14 protein-coding genes are annotated in these 14,229 nt (G+C 70.7%); 11 read left to right on the forward strand and 3 right to left on the reverse strand.

Features of this window, described 5'->3' with window-relative positions; all coding sequences use genetic code 11:
* Nucleotides 1-22: 22 nt before the first annotated feature.
* Nucleotides 23-1,828, reverse strand: a complete 1,806-nt coding sequence (locus ACFXGJ_RS03575) for an AMP-dependent synthetase/ligase (RefSeq protein ID WP_378616560.1) — start codon at nt 1,826-1,828, stop codon at nt 23-25.
* 116 nt (nt 1,829-1,944) lie between these two features.
* Between ACFXGJ_RS03575 and ACFXGJ_RS03580 the strand changes: the two genes are divergently transcribed.
* The 6 genes from ACFXGJ_RS03580 to ACFXGJ_RS03605 all read left to right on the forward strand — a co-directional run bounded on the left by ACFXGJ_RS03580 (nt 1,945) and on the right by ACFXGJ_RS03605 (nt 6,357).
* Complete coding sequence (locus tag ACFXGJ_RS03580; RefSeq protein ID WP_378616562.1) at nt 1,945-2,343, forward strand: polyketide cyclase / dehydrase and lipid transport; 399 nt, start codon at nt 1,945-1,947, stop codon at nt 2,341-2,343.
* A 53-nt stretch (nt 2,344-2,396) separates the two neighbouring features.
* The gene (locus ACFXGJ_RS03585) at nt 2,397-2,834 is read left to right on the forward strand and encodes an SRPBCC family protein (RefSeq protein ID WP_378616564.1); all 438 of its coding nucleotides are present in this window, start codon (nt 2,397-2,399) and stop codon (nt 2,832-2,834) included.
* Complete coding sequence (locus ACFXGJ_RS03590) at nt 2,831-4,087, forward strand: ArsA family ATPase (RefSeq protein ID WP_378616692.1); 1,257 nt, start codon at nt 2,831-2,833, stop codon at nt 4,085-4,087. The genes ACFXGJ_RS03585 and ACFXGJ_RS03590 overlap by 4 nt, the downstream gene beginning before the upstream one ends.
* Nucleotides 4,084-4,461 (forward strand): hypothetical protein, encoded by a 378-nt coding sequence (locus tag ACFXGJ_RS03595; protein ID WP_378616566.1) that lies wholly within the window; start codon nt 4,084-4,086, stop codon nt 4,459-4,461. Before ACFXGJ_RS03590 ends, ACFXGJ_RS03595 begins: the two co-directional genes overlap by 4 nt.
* 1 nt (nt 4,462) lies before the next feature.
* Nucleotides 4,463-5,431, forward strand: coding sequence for an ROK family protein (locus tag ACFXGJ_RS03600; RefSeq protein ID WP_378616568.1), 969 nt, complete (start codon nt 4,463-4,465; stop codon nt 5,429-5,431).
* 143 nt (nt 5,432-5,574) lie between these two features.
* Nucleotides 5,575-6,357: a lysophospholipid acyltransferase family protein gene (locus tag ACFXGJ_RS03605; RefSeq protein WP_378616570.1), complete on the forward strand. Its 783-nt coding sequence runs from the start codon at nt 5,575-5,577 to the stop codon at nt 6,355-6,357.
* Between the two features lie 24 nt (nt 6,358-6,381).
* Here the strand turns inward: ACFXGJ_RS03605 and ACFXGJ_RS03610 are convergent, their stop codons facing one another.
* A complete protein-coding gene (locus ACFXGJ_RS03610) occupies nt 6,382-7,710 on the reverse strand; it encodes a glycosyltransferase 87 family protein (RefSeq protein ID WP_378616572.1) in 1,329 nt (442 codons plus the stop codon).
* 63 nt (nt 7,711-7,773) lie between these two features.
* Between ACFXGJ_RS03610 and ACFXGJ_RS03615 the strand changes: the two genes are divergently transcribed.
* The 3 genes from ACFXGJ_RS03615 to ACFXGJ_RS03625 all read left to right on the forward strand — a co-directional run bounded on the left by ACFXGJ_RS03615 (nt 7,774) and on the right by ACFXGJ_RS03625 (nt 10,628).
* Nucleotides 7,774-8,265 (forward strand): polyadenylate-specific 3'-exoribonuclease AS, encoded by a 492-nt coding sequence (locus ACFXGJ_RS03615; RefSeq protein WP_378616574.1) that lies wholly within the window; start codon nt 7,774-7,776, stop codon nt 8,263-8,265.
* 76 nt (nt 8,266-8,341) lie between these two features.
* Nucleotides 8,342-9,727 carry a class II 3-deoxy-7-phosphoheptulonate synthase gene (locus ACFXGJ_RS03620; protein WP_378616576.1) on the forward strand — a complete coding sequence of 462 codons (1,386 nt, stop codon included), beginning with the start codon at nt 8,342-8,344 and terminating at the stop codon, nt 9,725-9,727.
* A 142-nt stretch (nt 9,728-9,869) separates the two neighbouring features.
* Entirely contained in the window at nt 9,870-10,628 is a 759-nt protein-coding gene (locus tag ACFXGJ_RS03625) for a VOC family protein (RefSeq protein WP_378616578.1), read from the forward strand.
* Nucleotides 10,629-10,728: 100 nt separating this feature from the next.
* On the opposite strand, the gene pknB is transcribed toward ACFXGJ_RS03625, so the two are convergent.
* Nucleotides 10,729-12,771 carry a Stk1 family PASTA domain-containing Ser/Thr kinase gene (pknB, locus tag ACFXGJ_RS03630; RefSeq protein WP_378616580.1) on the reverse strand — a complete coding sequence of 681 codons (2,043 nt, stop codon included), beginning with the start codon at nt 12,769-12,771 and terminating at the stop codon, nt 10,729-10,731.
* Nucleotides 12,772-12,860: 89 nt separating this feature from the next.
* Between pknB and ACFXGJ_RS03635 the strand changes: the two genes are divergently transcribed.
* Together ACFXGJ_RS03635 and ACFXGJ_RS03640 are read left to right on the forward strand one after the other, a co-directional pair.
* On the forward strand, nt 12,861-13,229 hold the full coding sequence (locus ACFXGJ_RS03635; RefSeq protein WP_378616582.1) for an Rv2175c family DNA-binding protein: 369 nt from the start codon (nt 12,861-12,863) through the stop codon (nt 13,227-13,229).
* Between the two features lie 111 nt (nt 13,230-13,340).
* On the forward strand, nt 13,341-14,228 hold the full coding sequence (locus ACFXGJ_RS03640; protein ID WP_378616584.1) for an SDR family oxidoreductase: 888 nt from the start codon (nt 13,341-13,343) through the stop codon (nt 14,226-14,228).
* Nucleotide 14,229 lies beyond the last annotated feature (1 nt).

Genomic DNA, 14,229 nt, shown 5'->3' on the forward strand with positions numbered 1-14,229 from the left:
CGCGCACAGGCGGCGGAGCCGCCTACTTGGCGTAGATGGCCTCGATGTCCTTGGCGAAGCTCTGGTGGATGACGTTGCGCTTGAGCTTGAGCGTCGGCGTCAGCTCGCCGGTCTCCTCGGTGAAGTCCACCGGCAGGATCCGGTACTTCTTGATCGACTCGGCGTGCGAGACGAGCTTGTTGGCGTCGGCGATGGCCGCGTCCACCTCGGCGACCAGGTCGACGTCGGCGACCAGGTCGGCGACGGTCGCGCCGGCGGACTTGCCGTTGCGCTCCTTCCAGCCGGGCCACGCCTCCGGATCGACGGTGATCAGGGCGCCGATGAACGGCTTCTGGTCTCCGACGACCAGGGCCTGGCTGATGAGCGGGTGCGCCCGCAGGTGATCCTCGAGGCCGGCGGGGGCGACGTTCTTGCCGCCGGCGGTCACGATGATCTCCTTCTTGCGGCCGGTGATGGTGATGTAGCCCTCGGTGTCGACCGAACCGAGGTCGCCGGTGTGGAACCAGCCGTCCTCGACGGCCTCCTTGCTGGCGGCCTCGTTGCGCCAGTACTCGGAGAAGACCACCGGGCCGCGCAGCAGGATCTCGCCGTCCTCACCGATGCGAACGGCGTTGCCCGCCAACGGCTTGCCGACGGTGCCGACCTTCTGGTGGCCGGGGGTGTTCACCGCGATCGCGGCGGAGGTCTCGGTCAGGCCGTAGCCCTCGTAGATGGTCACGCCCATGCCGCGGAAGAAGTGTCCGAGCCGCGCGCCCAACGGCGCGCCGCCGGAGATCGCGAGCTGGCACTGCCCGCCGAGCGCGGCCCGCAGCTTGCCGTAGACCAGCTTGTCGAACACCGCGTGCTTGACCTTCAGGACCAGCCCGGCGCCGCCGGTGTCCTGGGCCTCGCTCCACTGCACGGCCACCTCCGCGGCCGCGTCGAAGATCTTGCCCTTGCCCTCGCCGTGCGCCTTCTGTCGGGCGGTGTTGTAGACCTTCTCGAACACTCGCGGCACGGACAGGATGAAGTCCGGCTTGAACACCCCGAACGTCGCGACGAGGTTCTTGATGTCGGCGGTGTGGCCGACGGTGGCGCCGGCGTCGAACGCCGCGAGGCTGACGGCGCGGGCCAACACGTGTGCCAACGGCAGGAACATCAGGGTGCTGCGGCCGGGCCGCAGCAGGTCGCCGAAGCCGGAGGTGCTGATGCCACGCGACTCGGCGATCAGGTTCGAGTGGGTGAGCTGGCAGCCCTTGGGACGGCCGGTGGTGCCCGAGGTGTAGATCAGGGTGGCCGGATCGGCGGCGGAGAGGGCGTCGGCGCGGGCGCGGACCTCCTCGTCGGTGACCTCGGCTCCGAGCGCCACGAGCTCCGCGACCGCGCCCGCGCCGTCGCCGCCCTCGATCTGCAGCACCTTGCGCAGGGCGGGCGACTCGTCGGCGACCTGGCCGACGGTCGCGACGTGGGCGTCGTTCTCGACGACGAGCGCGACCGCGGCGGAGTCCTCGAGGATCCAGCGGACCTGCTCGGCGGAGGAGGTCTCGTACACCGGCACGGTGACGCCGCCCGCGGACCAGATGGCGAAGTCGATCAGCGGCCACTCGTAGCGGGTGGCGGACATCAGTGCGACCCGGTCACCGGGCTGCACGCCCAGTGCGATCAGGCCCTTGGCGACCTTGGTGACCTGGTCCGCGAAGTCGCGGGCAGTGACGGGCGTCCAGGTGGATCCGACCAGACGCTTGAAGACGACGAGGTCGGGTCGCTGAGCGGCGTGGGTGAAGACCGCGTCGACAGCGGATGCGTCCTCGGGGATGGTGAATGTTGAGGGAACGCTGAACTCACGCACGAAGACCTCCGACACTGAGGATTACTGACGAGTAGGTTTCTACTCGGTTCCACTGTAACGCCTGCGGATGCGACCTGGGCCACGCCGTGCATCCCCGCGTATGTGAAGCTAATCGGGTGAGCAGCATTCAGGTCGCGGACCAGACCTTCATCGCGGCGGCCCCGGCGCGGGTCGCAGAGTGGCTCGGCGCCCCGTCGAAATGGCGGCGCTGGTGGCCGGATCTCCAGGTCGCGGTGCGGGAAGACCGCGCAGACAAGGGGATTCGCTGGACCGTCAGCGGGGTGCTGACCGGGACGATGGAAGTCTGGCTGGAGCCGGTCCTGGACGGGACGATCGTGCACTACTTCCTGCATGCCGAGCCGACCGGAGTCGGGCCCGCCGATCTGGCGACGATGGATCTGGCTGCCGCGAACCGAACCCGTCGCGTCGCGGGTAAGGAGATGACCTTCGAAGCCAAGAAGTCCCTCGAGGCGGGCCGGGCCGCGGGCGAGGCGCCCGCCCCTGTCACGGGGTAGTCCGCACGTACGCGGCCCGCGAACCGGGCCGTCGGAAAGGAAGCGTTCGCCGCATGGCCGACAAGACCAAGATGTCGATCACCGTCGCCGCACCGCACGATCGGGTGATGGACGTGATCGCCGACTACGACGCGTATCCCGAATGGGTGGCCGCGGCGAAGTCGGTCGAGGTGCTCTCGACCGACCGGCGCGGGCGCGCGCAGCAGGTGCGATTCGTGCTCGACGCGGGCATGGTCAAGGACACCTACGTGCTCGAGTTCGACTGGGCCGCGGACGGCCGCTCGGTCTCCTGGGAACTGGTCTCCGGCGAGATCCAGAAGGCGCAGTCGGGTTCGTACACGCTCGAGCCCCAGCCCGACGGCTCCACCGTGGTGACCTACGAGCTGACGGTGGACCTGAACATCCCGATGATCGGGCTGTTCAAGCGCAAGGCGGAGAAGGCCATCACCGACACCGCGCTCAAGGAATTGAAGAAGAGGGTCGAAGGCTGACCGGGCCGGGCGCCGACGTGTACCCCCGGGTGCAGCTGATCGTCGGCAAGGGAGGCGTCGGGAAGACGACCGTTGCGGCAGCCACCGCGATCGCACTGGCCCGCAAGGGGATGCGGGTCCTCGTCGTCTCGCTCGACCAGGCACATTCGCTCTCGGACGTGTTCGGCGTCCCGCGGCACCCCGGGGACGCGGACACGGCAACCGAAGTGACCGACGGGGTCGAGGTGCTCGAGCTCGACACCCTGGCGCTGCTCGAACAGCGGCTGGCCGCGCTCTCGGCCATGGTCCCGGCCGGCGGCGACCACGAGCACGGGTCGCCGCTGTCGCTGCCGGACCCCGAGGAGCTGACCGGGCTGCCCGGCGCGCAGGAACTGGCCGGTCTCGTGGAGGTGACCCGGCTCGCCGAGTGCGGGGACTGGGACGTGGTGCTGGTGGACTGCCCGGCGACCGCGGACGCGCTGCGCCTGCTGACCGTTCCCGAACTGGTGGCCGACGCGGTCGAGCGGGTCTGGCCGCGGCACCGCCGGGTGACCGCTGGGGCGGGAGCGGCGCAGTGGCAACTGCTCGCCGCGCTGCTCGCGGATCGCCTCGTCGACTCCACGGCCCCGATTCGTGCGCTGCTCACCGACGGCACCAGGACCGGCGTTCGGCTGGTGCTCAGCGCGCGTGCGGTCGCGGCCGCCGAGGCGCGCCGGACCGTGACCGCGCTGGCGCTGCTCGGGCTGCGCCTCGACGGTGTGATCGTGAACAATGTTCTGCCACTCTATGATTCGCAGCCGTCCGGCAGCTTCGAGCATCCCGTGCTTCGGTGGTACGCGGACCGGTGCACCGATCAGCGAGCGGTCGTCGACGGGTTGCGCGACGCGCTCGGCGACGTCCCGGTCCTCGTCGGATCGGACTGTGGCAGTGAGCCGGTAGGGTTGGCCTCTCTCACTGCGCTGGCCAACGCACTCTTTCCGGGTGCGAGCGAGCCGTTGCCGGCCGGAGAGGCAGTGACAGGTCCGACAGTCGCACTGGAATCGGGGGCGGGAGTGGAGTCGTTGTATGCGCTTCGGCTGCCGTTGCCGTTGGTCGACCCGTCGACGCTGACCGTCGGCCGGGTCGAGGACGACCTGCTCATCGGTGCCGCGGGCATCCGCCGCCGGCTCACCCTGGCGTCCGTGCTGCGGCGGTGCGTCACCGACAGCGCCGGCTTCGAGGGCGGCGACCTGGTGGTGCGCTTCCGCCCGGACCCGGAGGTGTGGCCGACGTGAGCGGCGACCACGCGGACCTGATCGCGGAGTTGCGCGCGCTCACCCATCTCGCACTCGAGCGGCTCGAACCGATGCTGGACCGGGCGGCGGAGGCGGCCGCGAACGCGGCGGATCCCGACGACGGCGAGCCCGGACCCTACGGCTGCACCTGGTGCCCGGTCTGCGCGCTGGCGGCGCTGGCGCGGGGCGAGCAGCACGACCTGGTCACGTTGCTGGCCTCACAGGCCGCGACCCTGCTCGCGCTGGTCCGGGCCCTGCTCGACGAGCACGGGTCGCACCCGGGCCCCGGCGACGGTCCGGGCGGCGGCGACGCGCCGACGGGCCGGCCACGCTCGTTCGTCCCGATCACCGTGCGGGTCGAGGACAATCCCTGACATGGGCACTCGCGCGGGCACCTCGGCACTGACGGTCGGGATCGACGTCGGCGGAACCAGCATCCGGGCCTCGGTGGTCGACGCGGACGGGCAGGTGCTCGACTCCGCGCAGGCGCCGACCCCGCAGTCCGCCAAGCCGCTCGACGAGGCGCTGGACCGGACGGTGCGCGAACTGGTGGACCGGCACGAGATCGGGGCGGTCGGGCTCGCGGTCGCCGGCTTCGTCAACCGTGACCGGACGCGGGTGCGGTTCGCACCGCACCTGCCGTGGGCGGACGTGTCGGTGGCGCGCGAGCTGTCCGACCGGGTCGGGCTGCCGGTGGTCCTCGAACACGACGCGAACGCGGCGGCCTGGGCGGAGCATCGATTCGGTGCGGCGTCAGGGGGCGGCAACGTGGTGACGGTCGCGATCGGCACCGGAATCGGTGCGGCCCTGTTGATCGACGGTGTGCTGTACCGCGGCAGTCACGGCGTCGCACCGGAACTCGGTCACCTGCAGGTCGTGCCGGACGGTCGGGCCTGTGCGTGCGGCAAGCGCGGGTGTTGGGAACGGTATTGCAGCGGAACGGCATTGGTGCAGACGGCAATCGAGATGCTGGCCGCGAACCCGGACGAGTCGACGGTCCTCGCCCCGGAGGTCGCCCGGGACCCCGGGTCGCTCACCGGCCGGCGGGTGGCGGGGGCGGCGCAGGACGGCGACAAGCTGGCGCTGCGCACGATGGCGGACTTCGCGCAGTGGCTCGGGGTCGGGCTGGCGATGGTCGGGGACGTCTTCGACCCCGACCTGGTGGTGATCGCGGGTGGGGTGGCCGGCTCCGCCGGGTTGTACCTCGACGACGCGCGCGAGCACTACACCCGGCTGCTGACCGGCGCCGGGCACCGGCCGCGCGCGCGGATCAGGCGCACCCAGCTCGGAGAGGCGGCGGCGATGATCGGCGCCGCGGAGCTCGCCCGCGTCGCACTCACGTGACTGCCCGGCCCGCTCCGGACGGCCGGGTCCGGCTGTGAGCACGACCACCGTGGGTCCCACGTGTGGTCGTCGGAACGGGCTGCCCGGTACAGTCGTGGAACACGAAAATACGGTGTGAGCACGGTTGACTTCGGGAAGGCGCCATGTGGTACTGGCTGTTCAAATACGTTCTTCTCGGGCCGATTCTGTTCGCCCTCGGCAGGCCGCGCATCGAAGGCGCGGAGCATCTTCCGACCAAGGGTCCGGCGATCCTCGCCAGCAATCACCAGGCCGTGATGGACTCGTTCTACCTGCCGCTGATGTCGCCGCGGATGATCACCTTCCTCGCCAAGAGCGAGTACTTCACCGGCACCGGGTTCAAGGGCCGGTTCCAGAAGTGGTTCTTCTCCGCGGTCGGGCAGGTTCCGATCGACCGGACCGGTGCCGACGCGGCCAGTGACGCCCTCAATGCGGGTCTGCGGGTCCTCGGGGAGGGCAACCTGCTCGGCATCTACCCCGAGGGCACCCGGTCGCCGGACGGTCGGCTGTACAAGGGCAAGACGGGGATGGCGCGGATGGCGTTGCAGGCCGGTGTGCCGGTGATCCCGGTGGCGATGGTCGGCACCGACAAGCTGAACCCGATCGGCTCGAAGTTTCCCCGGCCCACGAAGATCGTGGTGAAGGTCGGTGCGCCGCTGGACTTCTCGCGTTTCAACGGTATGGCGGGGAACCGGTTCGTCGAGCGGGCCGTCACCGACGAGGTGATGTACACGTTGATGAAGCTCTCGGGTCAGGAGTACGTCGACATCTACGCCGCGACGCTGCGGAACCGGCCCGCCGCGTCCGGTCCGGTCGCCCCGGAGGTCTCCGCCGTCACCGACGGCGACACCGGTACCCAGGGCGACGGTGGCGGCGCCGACCGGATTCCCGACACCCAGGCCAGCTGACCCCCGGCCGCCCCCGGCCGTCTGTCAGCCGACCGGGACCGGCGTCAGGTCCGCCTCGTCGACGCTGCGCTCTCGTCCCACGGGCACCGGTGCGATCCGGACCGCCGCGATGAGGACGAGGGTCGCGATGCCCCACCACACGTACGAGGACGCCAGGAACTGGTCCCACAGCGGCCAACCCAGCCCGCTGCTGCGGCCCGGGGCCAGACGCCAGTGCGGCGCGATCACCAGCAGGGCGACGCTGCCGATCGTCCAGCCCGCCCACAGTGCCCTCCGCCACGCGTCCTGCGGCGCCGCCGCGAACGCCAGGTGGCCGAAGATCATCAGGACGGGCACCACCCACACCCAGTGGTGTGACCACGACACCGGCGAGGCCAGCAGGCCGAACAGGGCCGTCGCGGTGAGCGCGAGCGCGGGTTGCCCGGACGCGAACGCGCGCCGCACCGCGATCACCGTCACCACGAGAACGAGCAGGCACAACAGCGCCCACACCGGAGTCCGCAGCGACGGGTCGAGGCCCAGCCGGGCCAGCATCCCGGTGATCGACTGGTTGCCCGGGTAGGCGGGCTTGCCGATCCGGTTCGAGTCGATCAGGGTGTCGGTCCAGTACTGCTTCGAGTCCGAGAACGTGACCGCGAAACCGATCGCGGTGCCGCCGAGGAATCCGATCGCGGTCCACACGGTGGCACGGAAGTCCTTGCGCAGCAGGAAGTACAGCACGAACACGGCGGGCGTCAGCTTCACCGCGGCGACCAGGCCGACCAGCAGTCCGCGCGGCCACGGCGTCTTCGGCAGCAGGCAGTCCGCGACGACGAGGGCCATCAGCACGATATTGATCTGGCCGTAGTCGAGGGTCGAGTAGACCGGTTCGAGGACGAGGGCGCCGGCGAACACCGCGCCCGCCGTCCACCACGTCGTCGTGCGGTCGACGAAACCGAGGGAGCGCAACGTCAGCAGGACCGTCGCGAGCAGTGCGGCCAGCGACAGCACCGTCAGCGCGACGCTGGCCTGATCGAGGGTCAGCGCGGACAGCGGACCGAACACGATCGCGGCCAGCGGGGGGTAGGTGAACGGCAGCGGATTGCCCAGCGCGGTCGCGGGCAGCTGACCGTACAGCGGCACGCCGTGCGCGAACGCGGTTCCCCCGATCCGGTACACGTCGAGGTCGATCCGGTAGAAGCTGCCGACTTCGCGCAGTCGAGGGAAGCCCACCAGGTTGTACGCCACACCGACGACCACCGCGACCAGCACGCCGAGGCGGGCCAGCGCGCCGAGCGCCGTCGCGCCCGAAGGGCGTGCGCCGGGGTCGGCGGTGCGGGCAGCGTCGGTCCCAGCGTCACGGGGAGTCTGCACCAGTCATCCTTCGGGTCGGGGGCAGTCGCAGCACCAGTGTGCCGGGCGCACTACTGTTCCTGCGTGCGCTACTTCTACGACTGCGAGTTCATCGAGGATGGTCGCACAATCGACCTGGTGTCGATCGGTGTGGCCGCCGAGGACGGCCGGGAGTTCTACGCCGTCTCCACCGAGTTCGACCCCGACCGGGCCGGGAAGTGGGTGCGGGCGAACGTGCTCCCGAAGCTCCCGCAGCCGTCCTCGCCGCTGTGGCGTTCTCGTGAACAGATCCGCAACGACCTGCTGAAATTCCTGATCCCGAGGCCGGGCATCACCCCCGAGCTGTGGGCCTGGGTCGCCGCCTACGACCACGTCGCGCTGTGTCAGCTGTGGGGTGACATGACCGCGCTGCCGCAGTCGATGCCGCGATTCACCCGCGAGCTCAAGCAGTACTGGGAGGACTCCGGATCGCCTGCGCTCCCCGCGGCGCCCGGTGACGCCCACGACGCGCTCGCCGACGCCCGCCACAACCTGGTCAAGTTCGAGGCGATCCGCACTGCGCTCACGCTTCGCTGACAGTCGAACGACGGACACGGCCCGCCGAATCGCACCCATCGCGCCGCCGGATCGGGATTGCGAATATCCTGTACGGGTGAACTGGACTGTCGACGTGCCGATCGACCGCTTGCCCGAACTCCCGCCGCTGCCCGCAGCGATGCGTCAGAAGCTGGACGAGGCGCTGAGCAAGCCCGCCGCTCAGCAGCCGTCCTGGCCGGAGGACCAGGCCGCGGCGATGCGCACCGTTCTCGAGAGCGTGCCGCCGATCACCGTGGCGAGCGAGGTGGAGCAGCTCCAGGCCAACCTCGCCGACGTGGCCCGCGGCGAGGCCTTCCTGCTGCAGGGCGGTGACTGCGCGGAGACCTTCGCCGACAACACCGAGCCGCACATCAAGGGCAACATCCGCACGCTGCTGCAGATGGCGGTCGTGCTGACCTACGGCGCGAGCCTGCCGGTGGTCAAGGTCGCCCGCATCGCCGGTCAGTACGCCAAGCCGCGGTCGGCGGACGTCGACTCGCTCGGGCTCAAGTCGTACCGCGGCGACATGGTGAACTCGCTGGTCGCCGACGCGGCCGTGCGTGAGCACGACCCGTCCCGGCTGGTGCGCGCGTACGCCAACGCCAGCGCCGCGATGAACCTGGTGCGCGCCCTCACCGGCGCCGGGATGGCGGACCTGCACAAGGTGCACGACTGGAACCGCGAGTTCGTCGCGTCCTCGCCCGCCGGCGCCCGCTACGAGTCGCTGGCCAAGGAGATCGACCACGGCCTCCGGTTCATGAGTGCGTGCGGCGTCACCGACCCGACGCTGCACCAGGCGAAGATCTTCGCCAGCCACGAGGCGCTGGTCCTCGACTACGAGCGCGCGATGCTGCGCCTCGACAACGACGACGACCACCCCAAGCTCTACGACCTGTCGGCTCACTTCCTGTGGATCGGCGATCGCACCCGTCAGCTCGACGGCGCGCACATCGCGTTCGCCGAGCTGGTCTCGAACCCGATCGGCCTCAAGATCGGTCCGACGACGACGCCGGAGATGGCCGTCGAGTACGTCGAGCGCCTCGACCCCACCAACAAGCCGGGCCGGCTCACGCTGATCTCGCGGATGGGCAACGGCAAGGTCCGCGACCTGCTGCCCGCGATCATCGAGAAGGTCCAGGCCACCGGTCACCAGGTGATCTGGCAGTGCGACCCCATGCACGGCAACACGCACGAGGCGTCCACCGGCTACAAGACCCGCCACTTCGACCGCATCGTCGACGAGGTGCAGGGGTTCTTCGAGGTGCACAACGGTCTGGGCACCCATCCGGGCGGCATCCACGTGGAGCTCACCGGCGAGAACGTCACCGAGTGCCTCGGCGGCGCGCAGGACATCTCGGACCTCGACCTGTCGGGCCGGTACGAGACCGCGTGCGACCCCCGGCTGAACACCCAGCAGTCGCTCGAACTGGCCTTCCTCGTCGCGGAGATGCTGCGCGGCTGAGCGAAACGACGTCGACGCGACACGGTCCGTCCCCGATGTGGGGCGGGCCGTTTCGCGTCTCGGCCGGACTCGAACATGTCGGTGCCCGGCGCTACCGTCGCGGTGATCGGTTCGACACACCAACCGGAGTGAGGGAATCGCCATGAAGATCACCGAAACGCAGCTCGGCGCGCCCTGTTGGGCGGAGCTCGGCACCACCGACACCGACGCCGCCGGAGCGTTCTACGGCGGACTGCTCGGCTGGCAGCCGGAGGCCGAACCGAACACCGAGGCCGGCGGCTACACGATGATGCTGCTCGACGAGGATCCCGTCGCCGCGGTGACGCCGCTGTTCCAGGAGGGACAGCCGGTCGCGTGGACGGCGTCGATCGCGGTCGCCGACGTCGATGCGACGGTGCGGGCGGCCACCGAGGCGGGCGGGACGGTGATGGTCGAGGCGATGGACGTGTTCGACCTGGGACGGTTCGCGGTGCTCGCCGACCCGACGGGCGCGGTGATCTCGGTCTGGGAGGGCCGCGCGTTCCCGGGTGCGGGACGCCTGAACGAGACCGGCGCGCTGTGCTGGATCGAACTGCGAACCCGGGACACCGCCGCGGCACAGGCGTTCTACACGAGGGTCTTCGACTGGACCGTCAACGCCGGCGACGGCTACACCCAGTTCGGGGTGGCCGGCAACGACTTCGGCGGGATGATGGCGATGGGCGTGGACTTCCCGGACGACGTGCCGCCGCACTGGGCGCTGTACTTCGGGGTCGACGACGTCGACGCCGCGGTCGCGAAGGCGACGTCCCTCGGTGGCCAGGTGCACGTGCCGGGTACCGACATCCCGGACACCGGCCGATTCGCGTTGCTGACCGATCCGCAGGGCGGCGCCTTCGCCGTGTTCAACGGGAAGGACTGAGCCGGGGCCGTGGGTCAGCTGCCGGTAACCCACATCGGGTAGACGAAGTGTCCGGGTCCGGCGCCGGGCAACAGCGATCCTGGCAACCGTCCCCGCGATCTCAGGGCAAGGCCACCAGCGTGACCTTGCTGCCCGGCCGGACTCGTTCGCCGGCCCCTGGCGTCTGCGTGAGGACCAGGGAACGGTCGGTCACCACCGCCTGCCTGACCTGTACCTCGAGTCCGAGTCCGGTCAGCTCCTCGCGGGCGGATCCGACCGTGCGCCCTAGCATCGACGGCAGCTTCACAGCATTCGAGACGGTCAGCTTCACCGTCGAACCCGCACCCACCGTGGTTCCGCCGGCCGGATCGGTCCCGACGACGTCGCCTGCGTCGACACCCGCGTCGAAGACCTCTTCGGTGCCGGAGACCACCACGCCGATTCCGTCCAGCGCCGCCCGGGCCTCGTCGACCGACTTGCCGCGCAGGTTGGGAATCTGGGCGGGCGGGGACCCCTTGCTCCGCACGATCCGCACCTGCGAGCCCACGTCCAGCACCGTGCCCGGCCCCGGATCGAGTGCCGCGACCGCACCGACCGGCGCCTTCGTGCTGAACGCCTCGCCACCGTCGACCGGCACGAACGTCCGGTCCTTCAGCTCCTGCTCGACCCGCGCGCGGTCCTCGCCGGCCGTCAGCGCGGGAACCGCAGGACGGCCCTGCGACACCAGCAGCGCGACCGTTCCGTTTCGGGCCACCCGCGAACCGGCGGTCGGATCGGTGCCGAGCAGGGCGTCGACCGGGGCAGTGTTCGAGTACTCGCCGCGGACCTCGGAATCGAGTCCCGCCGCCGCCAGCGTGGACGCGGCGGTCGCCCGATCCATTCCGTTGACCGCGGGCACCGCCGTGTAGCGGCCCGACCCCATCCACCAGCCGCCGATCCCGACCGCCAGCGCGAGCAACAGGATCACGGTCAGCCATACGAGCATCGAGCGCCGCGACCGCTGTCGCTGCGCCGCGAAGTCCGGGTACTCGTACTGCGCCGCCTCCCGGCGCTGGACCCTCGTCGCCTCGACGGGAGCCTCGTCCGAGCGGCGGGTCACGTCGGTGACCACCTTCGTGTGCTGGGGCGCCACGTGCTCGACCGCGGGATGGGGGCCGAGCGCGACGGTTGCGGGTGCGGGAGGCGCCGCCGTCACCACGGTGGGCGCGGCATCGGCCGCGGTCGGTCCCGCGGGACGCGGTTCGACCGCCCCGGCGACCTGCATCGCCGCGCTCAGGTGCTGCGCCGACTGGCGCGGGGCCGGCACTCGGTACGCGGGCAGCTGCAGCAGGTGACCGACCGACCGCAGTGCCGCGGCCATGTCGCCCGCGTTGGCGAAGCGTTCGTCGGGGTTGCGGGCCGTCGCGTCGAGCACCAGCTGGTCGAACTCCTCGGGCACCCCGGGAATCACCGAACCGGGGCTGGGCACGTCGGCGTTGATCCGCTGATAGGCGATGGACAGCGAGGTGTCTCCGGTGAAAGGCGTTCGCCCGGTGAGCATTTCGAACAGCAGCACGCCGGTCGCGTAGACGTCGCTGCGGGCGTCCGCATTGCCGCTCGTCACCTGTTCCGGTGACAGGTACGCCGCGGTGCCGAGGATCACGCTGGTCGAGGTCGCGTTCGACCCCGCCACCGCGCGCACCAGGCCGAAGTCGGCGATCTTCACCTCGCCGGAATCGGAGATCAGGATGTTCTCCGGCTTGATGTCGCGATGCACCAGCCCCGCACGGTGCGCGACGGCCAGCGCGTCGAGCACCGGACCGGTGACGGCGGCCGCTGCGTGCGGCGGCATCGGTCCGCGCTCGCGCAGCAGCTCACGCAGCGTGCCGCCGGCGACCAGCTCCATCACCAGGAAGGCGTGCTCGCCGTCGACCCCCTGGTCGTACACGGCGACCAGACCGGGATGGCTGAGCCGAGCCACCGCCCGCGCCTCGAACTCGAAACGGGCGACGAACTGCGGGTCCTGCGCGAACTTGGGATCCATCACCTTGATCGCGACCGGACGGTCCAACCGCAGGTCCATCCCGCGATAGACCATCGACATGCCGCCGCGCGCGATCGGGGAGTCCACCCGATAGCGGCGGTCGAGCAGTGTGCCGATCAGTCGCTGATCTCCTGGCCCCACCCGTGCATACCCCTCTTCCCGTCGACAATGTCCGCATCGATGGTAGCCAGCGGCGCGGAGCTGCGGCGGCACCCGATACCGTTAGCGGTGTGAGTGCCATCCCTTATTGCGACGACGTCCTCGACCCCTCCGTGGAACTGTGGCAGCTGCCCGACGTGGCGAAGCTGCTCGGCGTGGCCGTCACGCGCGTGCACCAGATGCTCCGCGACGGCTCGCTGATCGCGGTCCGCCGGTCAGGCGTGCTCGGCGTCCCCGAGGCCTTCTTCGTCGAGGAGGGCGAGGTGGTCCGGTTCCTGCCCGGACTGCTGGTGGTCCTGCGCGACGGCGGTTACAGCGACGAGGAGATCCTGCGCTGGCTGTTCACCGAGGACGAGACCCTGCCGGGCACCCCGGCCGCCGTGCTGCACACCGACTCCGCCCGCGAGGTGGTCCGCCGAGCCCAGGCAATGGCGTTCTGACCTGACCCAGGCAATGGCGTACCGACCTGACCCAGGTCGGGGCCTCCTGAGATCCGGCCGTCCCGGCGATTCCCGGTCGGGACCCGTCCGCGCGATCTAGGCTCGACAGTCATGACCAGTCTGTCCGGCAAGGTCGTCCTCATCACCGGTGGCGCGCGCGGGGTGGGCGCAGAGGTCGCCAGACGCCTGCACCGGCGCGGCGCTCGCCTGGTCCTGGTGGACCTGGACCGCGAACCCCTGGCGGCGCTCGCCGACGAACTCGGTCCCCACGCGCTGCCCGTCGTTGCGGACGTGCGTGACCTGTCCGCCATGGAGGCGGCGGTGGCGCAGGGGATCGAGCGGTTCGGCGGCATCGACATCGTGATGGCCAACGCCGGCATCGCCAGCTACGGCAGCGTGCTCGCCGTGGACCCGGCGGCGTTCCGGCGCGTGATCGAGGTCAATGTGCTGGGTGTCTTCCACACCGTGCGCGCCGCGCTCCCGTCGATCGTCGAACGTCGGGGCTACGTCCTGGTCGTCTCCTCGGCTGCGGCGTACGCGGCGGCGCCGGGACTGACGGCGTACTGCACTGCCAAGGCGGGGGTGGAACACTTCGCGAACTCGCTGCGGCTCGAGGTCGCGCATCTCGGCGTCGACGTGGGGTCCGCACACATGGCGTGGATCGACACCCCGATGGTCCAGGACGCGAAGGCCGACCTGCCCGCGTTCCGGAAGATGCTCGCCGCGCTGCCGGGCCCGCTGGGCAAGACGACGACCGTCGAGGCCTGCGGCCGCCGCTTCGAGCGGGGTGTCGAGCGTCGTGCCAAGCGGATCAACGTACCCGGCTGGGTCGGCGCGGCCCGCTGGCTGAAGCCCCTCATGCAGACCCCGCTCGCCGAACGCGACGTCCGGAGGAACGCGCGGAGGCTGCTGCCCGAGATGGACGCGGAGGTCGCGGGACTCGGCCGGTCGGTCAGTGCCCGCGTGCAGGCGCTCGGCGAGGCCGCCTCGACGGACTAGA

Origin of the sequence: Rhodococcus sp. NPDC059234, assembly GCF_042754225.1 — a bacterium.
GTDB lineage: Bacteria > Actinomycetota > Actinomycetes > Mycobacteriales > Mycobacteriaceae > Rhodococcus_G.

Excerpts from the sequence above, each read along its gene's own strand:
- ACFXGJ_RS03585 (WP_378616564.1), top strand. The coding sequence starts at position 2,397 with ATGGCCGACAAGACCAAGATGTCGATCACCGTCGCCGCACCGCACGAT.
- ACFXGJ_RS03600 (WP_378616568.1), top strand. The coding sequence starts at position 4,463 with ATGGGCACTCGCGCGGGCACCTCGGCACTGACGGTCGGGATCGACGTC.
- ACFXGJ_RS03605 (WP_378616570.1), top strand. The coding sequence starts at position 5,575 with ATGTGGTACTGGCTGTTCAAATACGTTCTTCTCGGGCCGATTCTGTTC.
- ACFXGJ_RS03625 (WP_378616578.1), top strand. The coding sequence starts at position 9,870 with ATGAAGATCACCGAAACGCAGCTCGGCGCGCCCTGTTGGGCGGAGCTC.
- ACFXGJ_RS03640 (WP_378616584.1), top strand. The coding sequence starts at position 13,341 with ATGACCAGTCTGTCCGGCAAGGTCGTCCTCATCACCGGTGGCGCGCGC.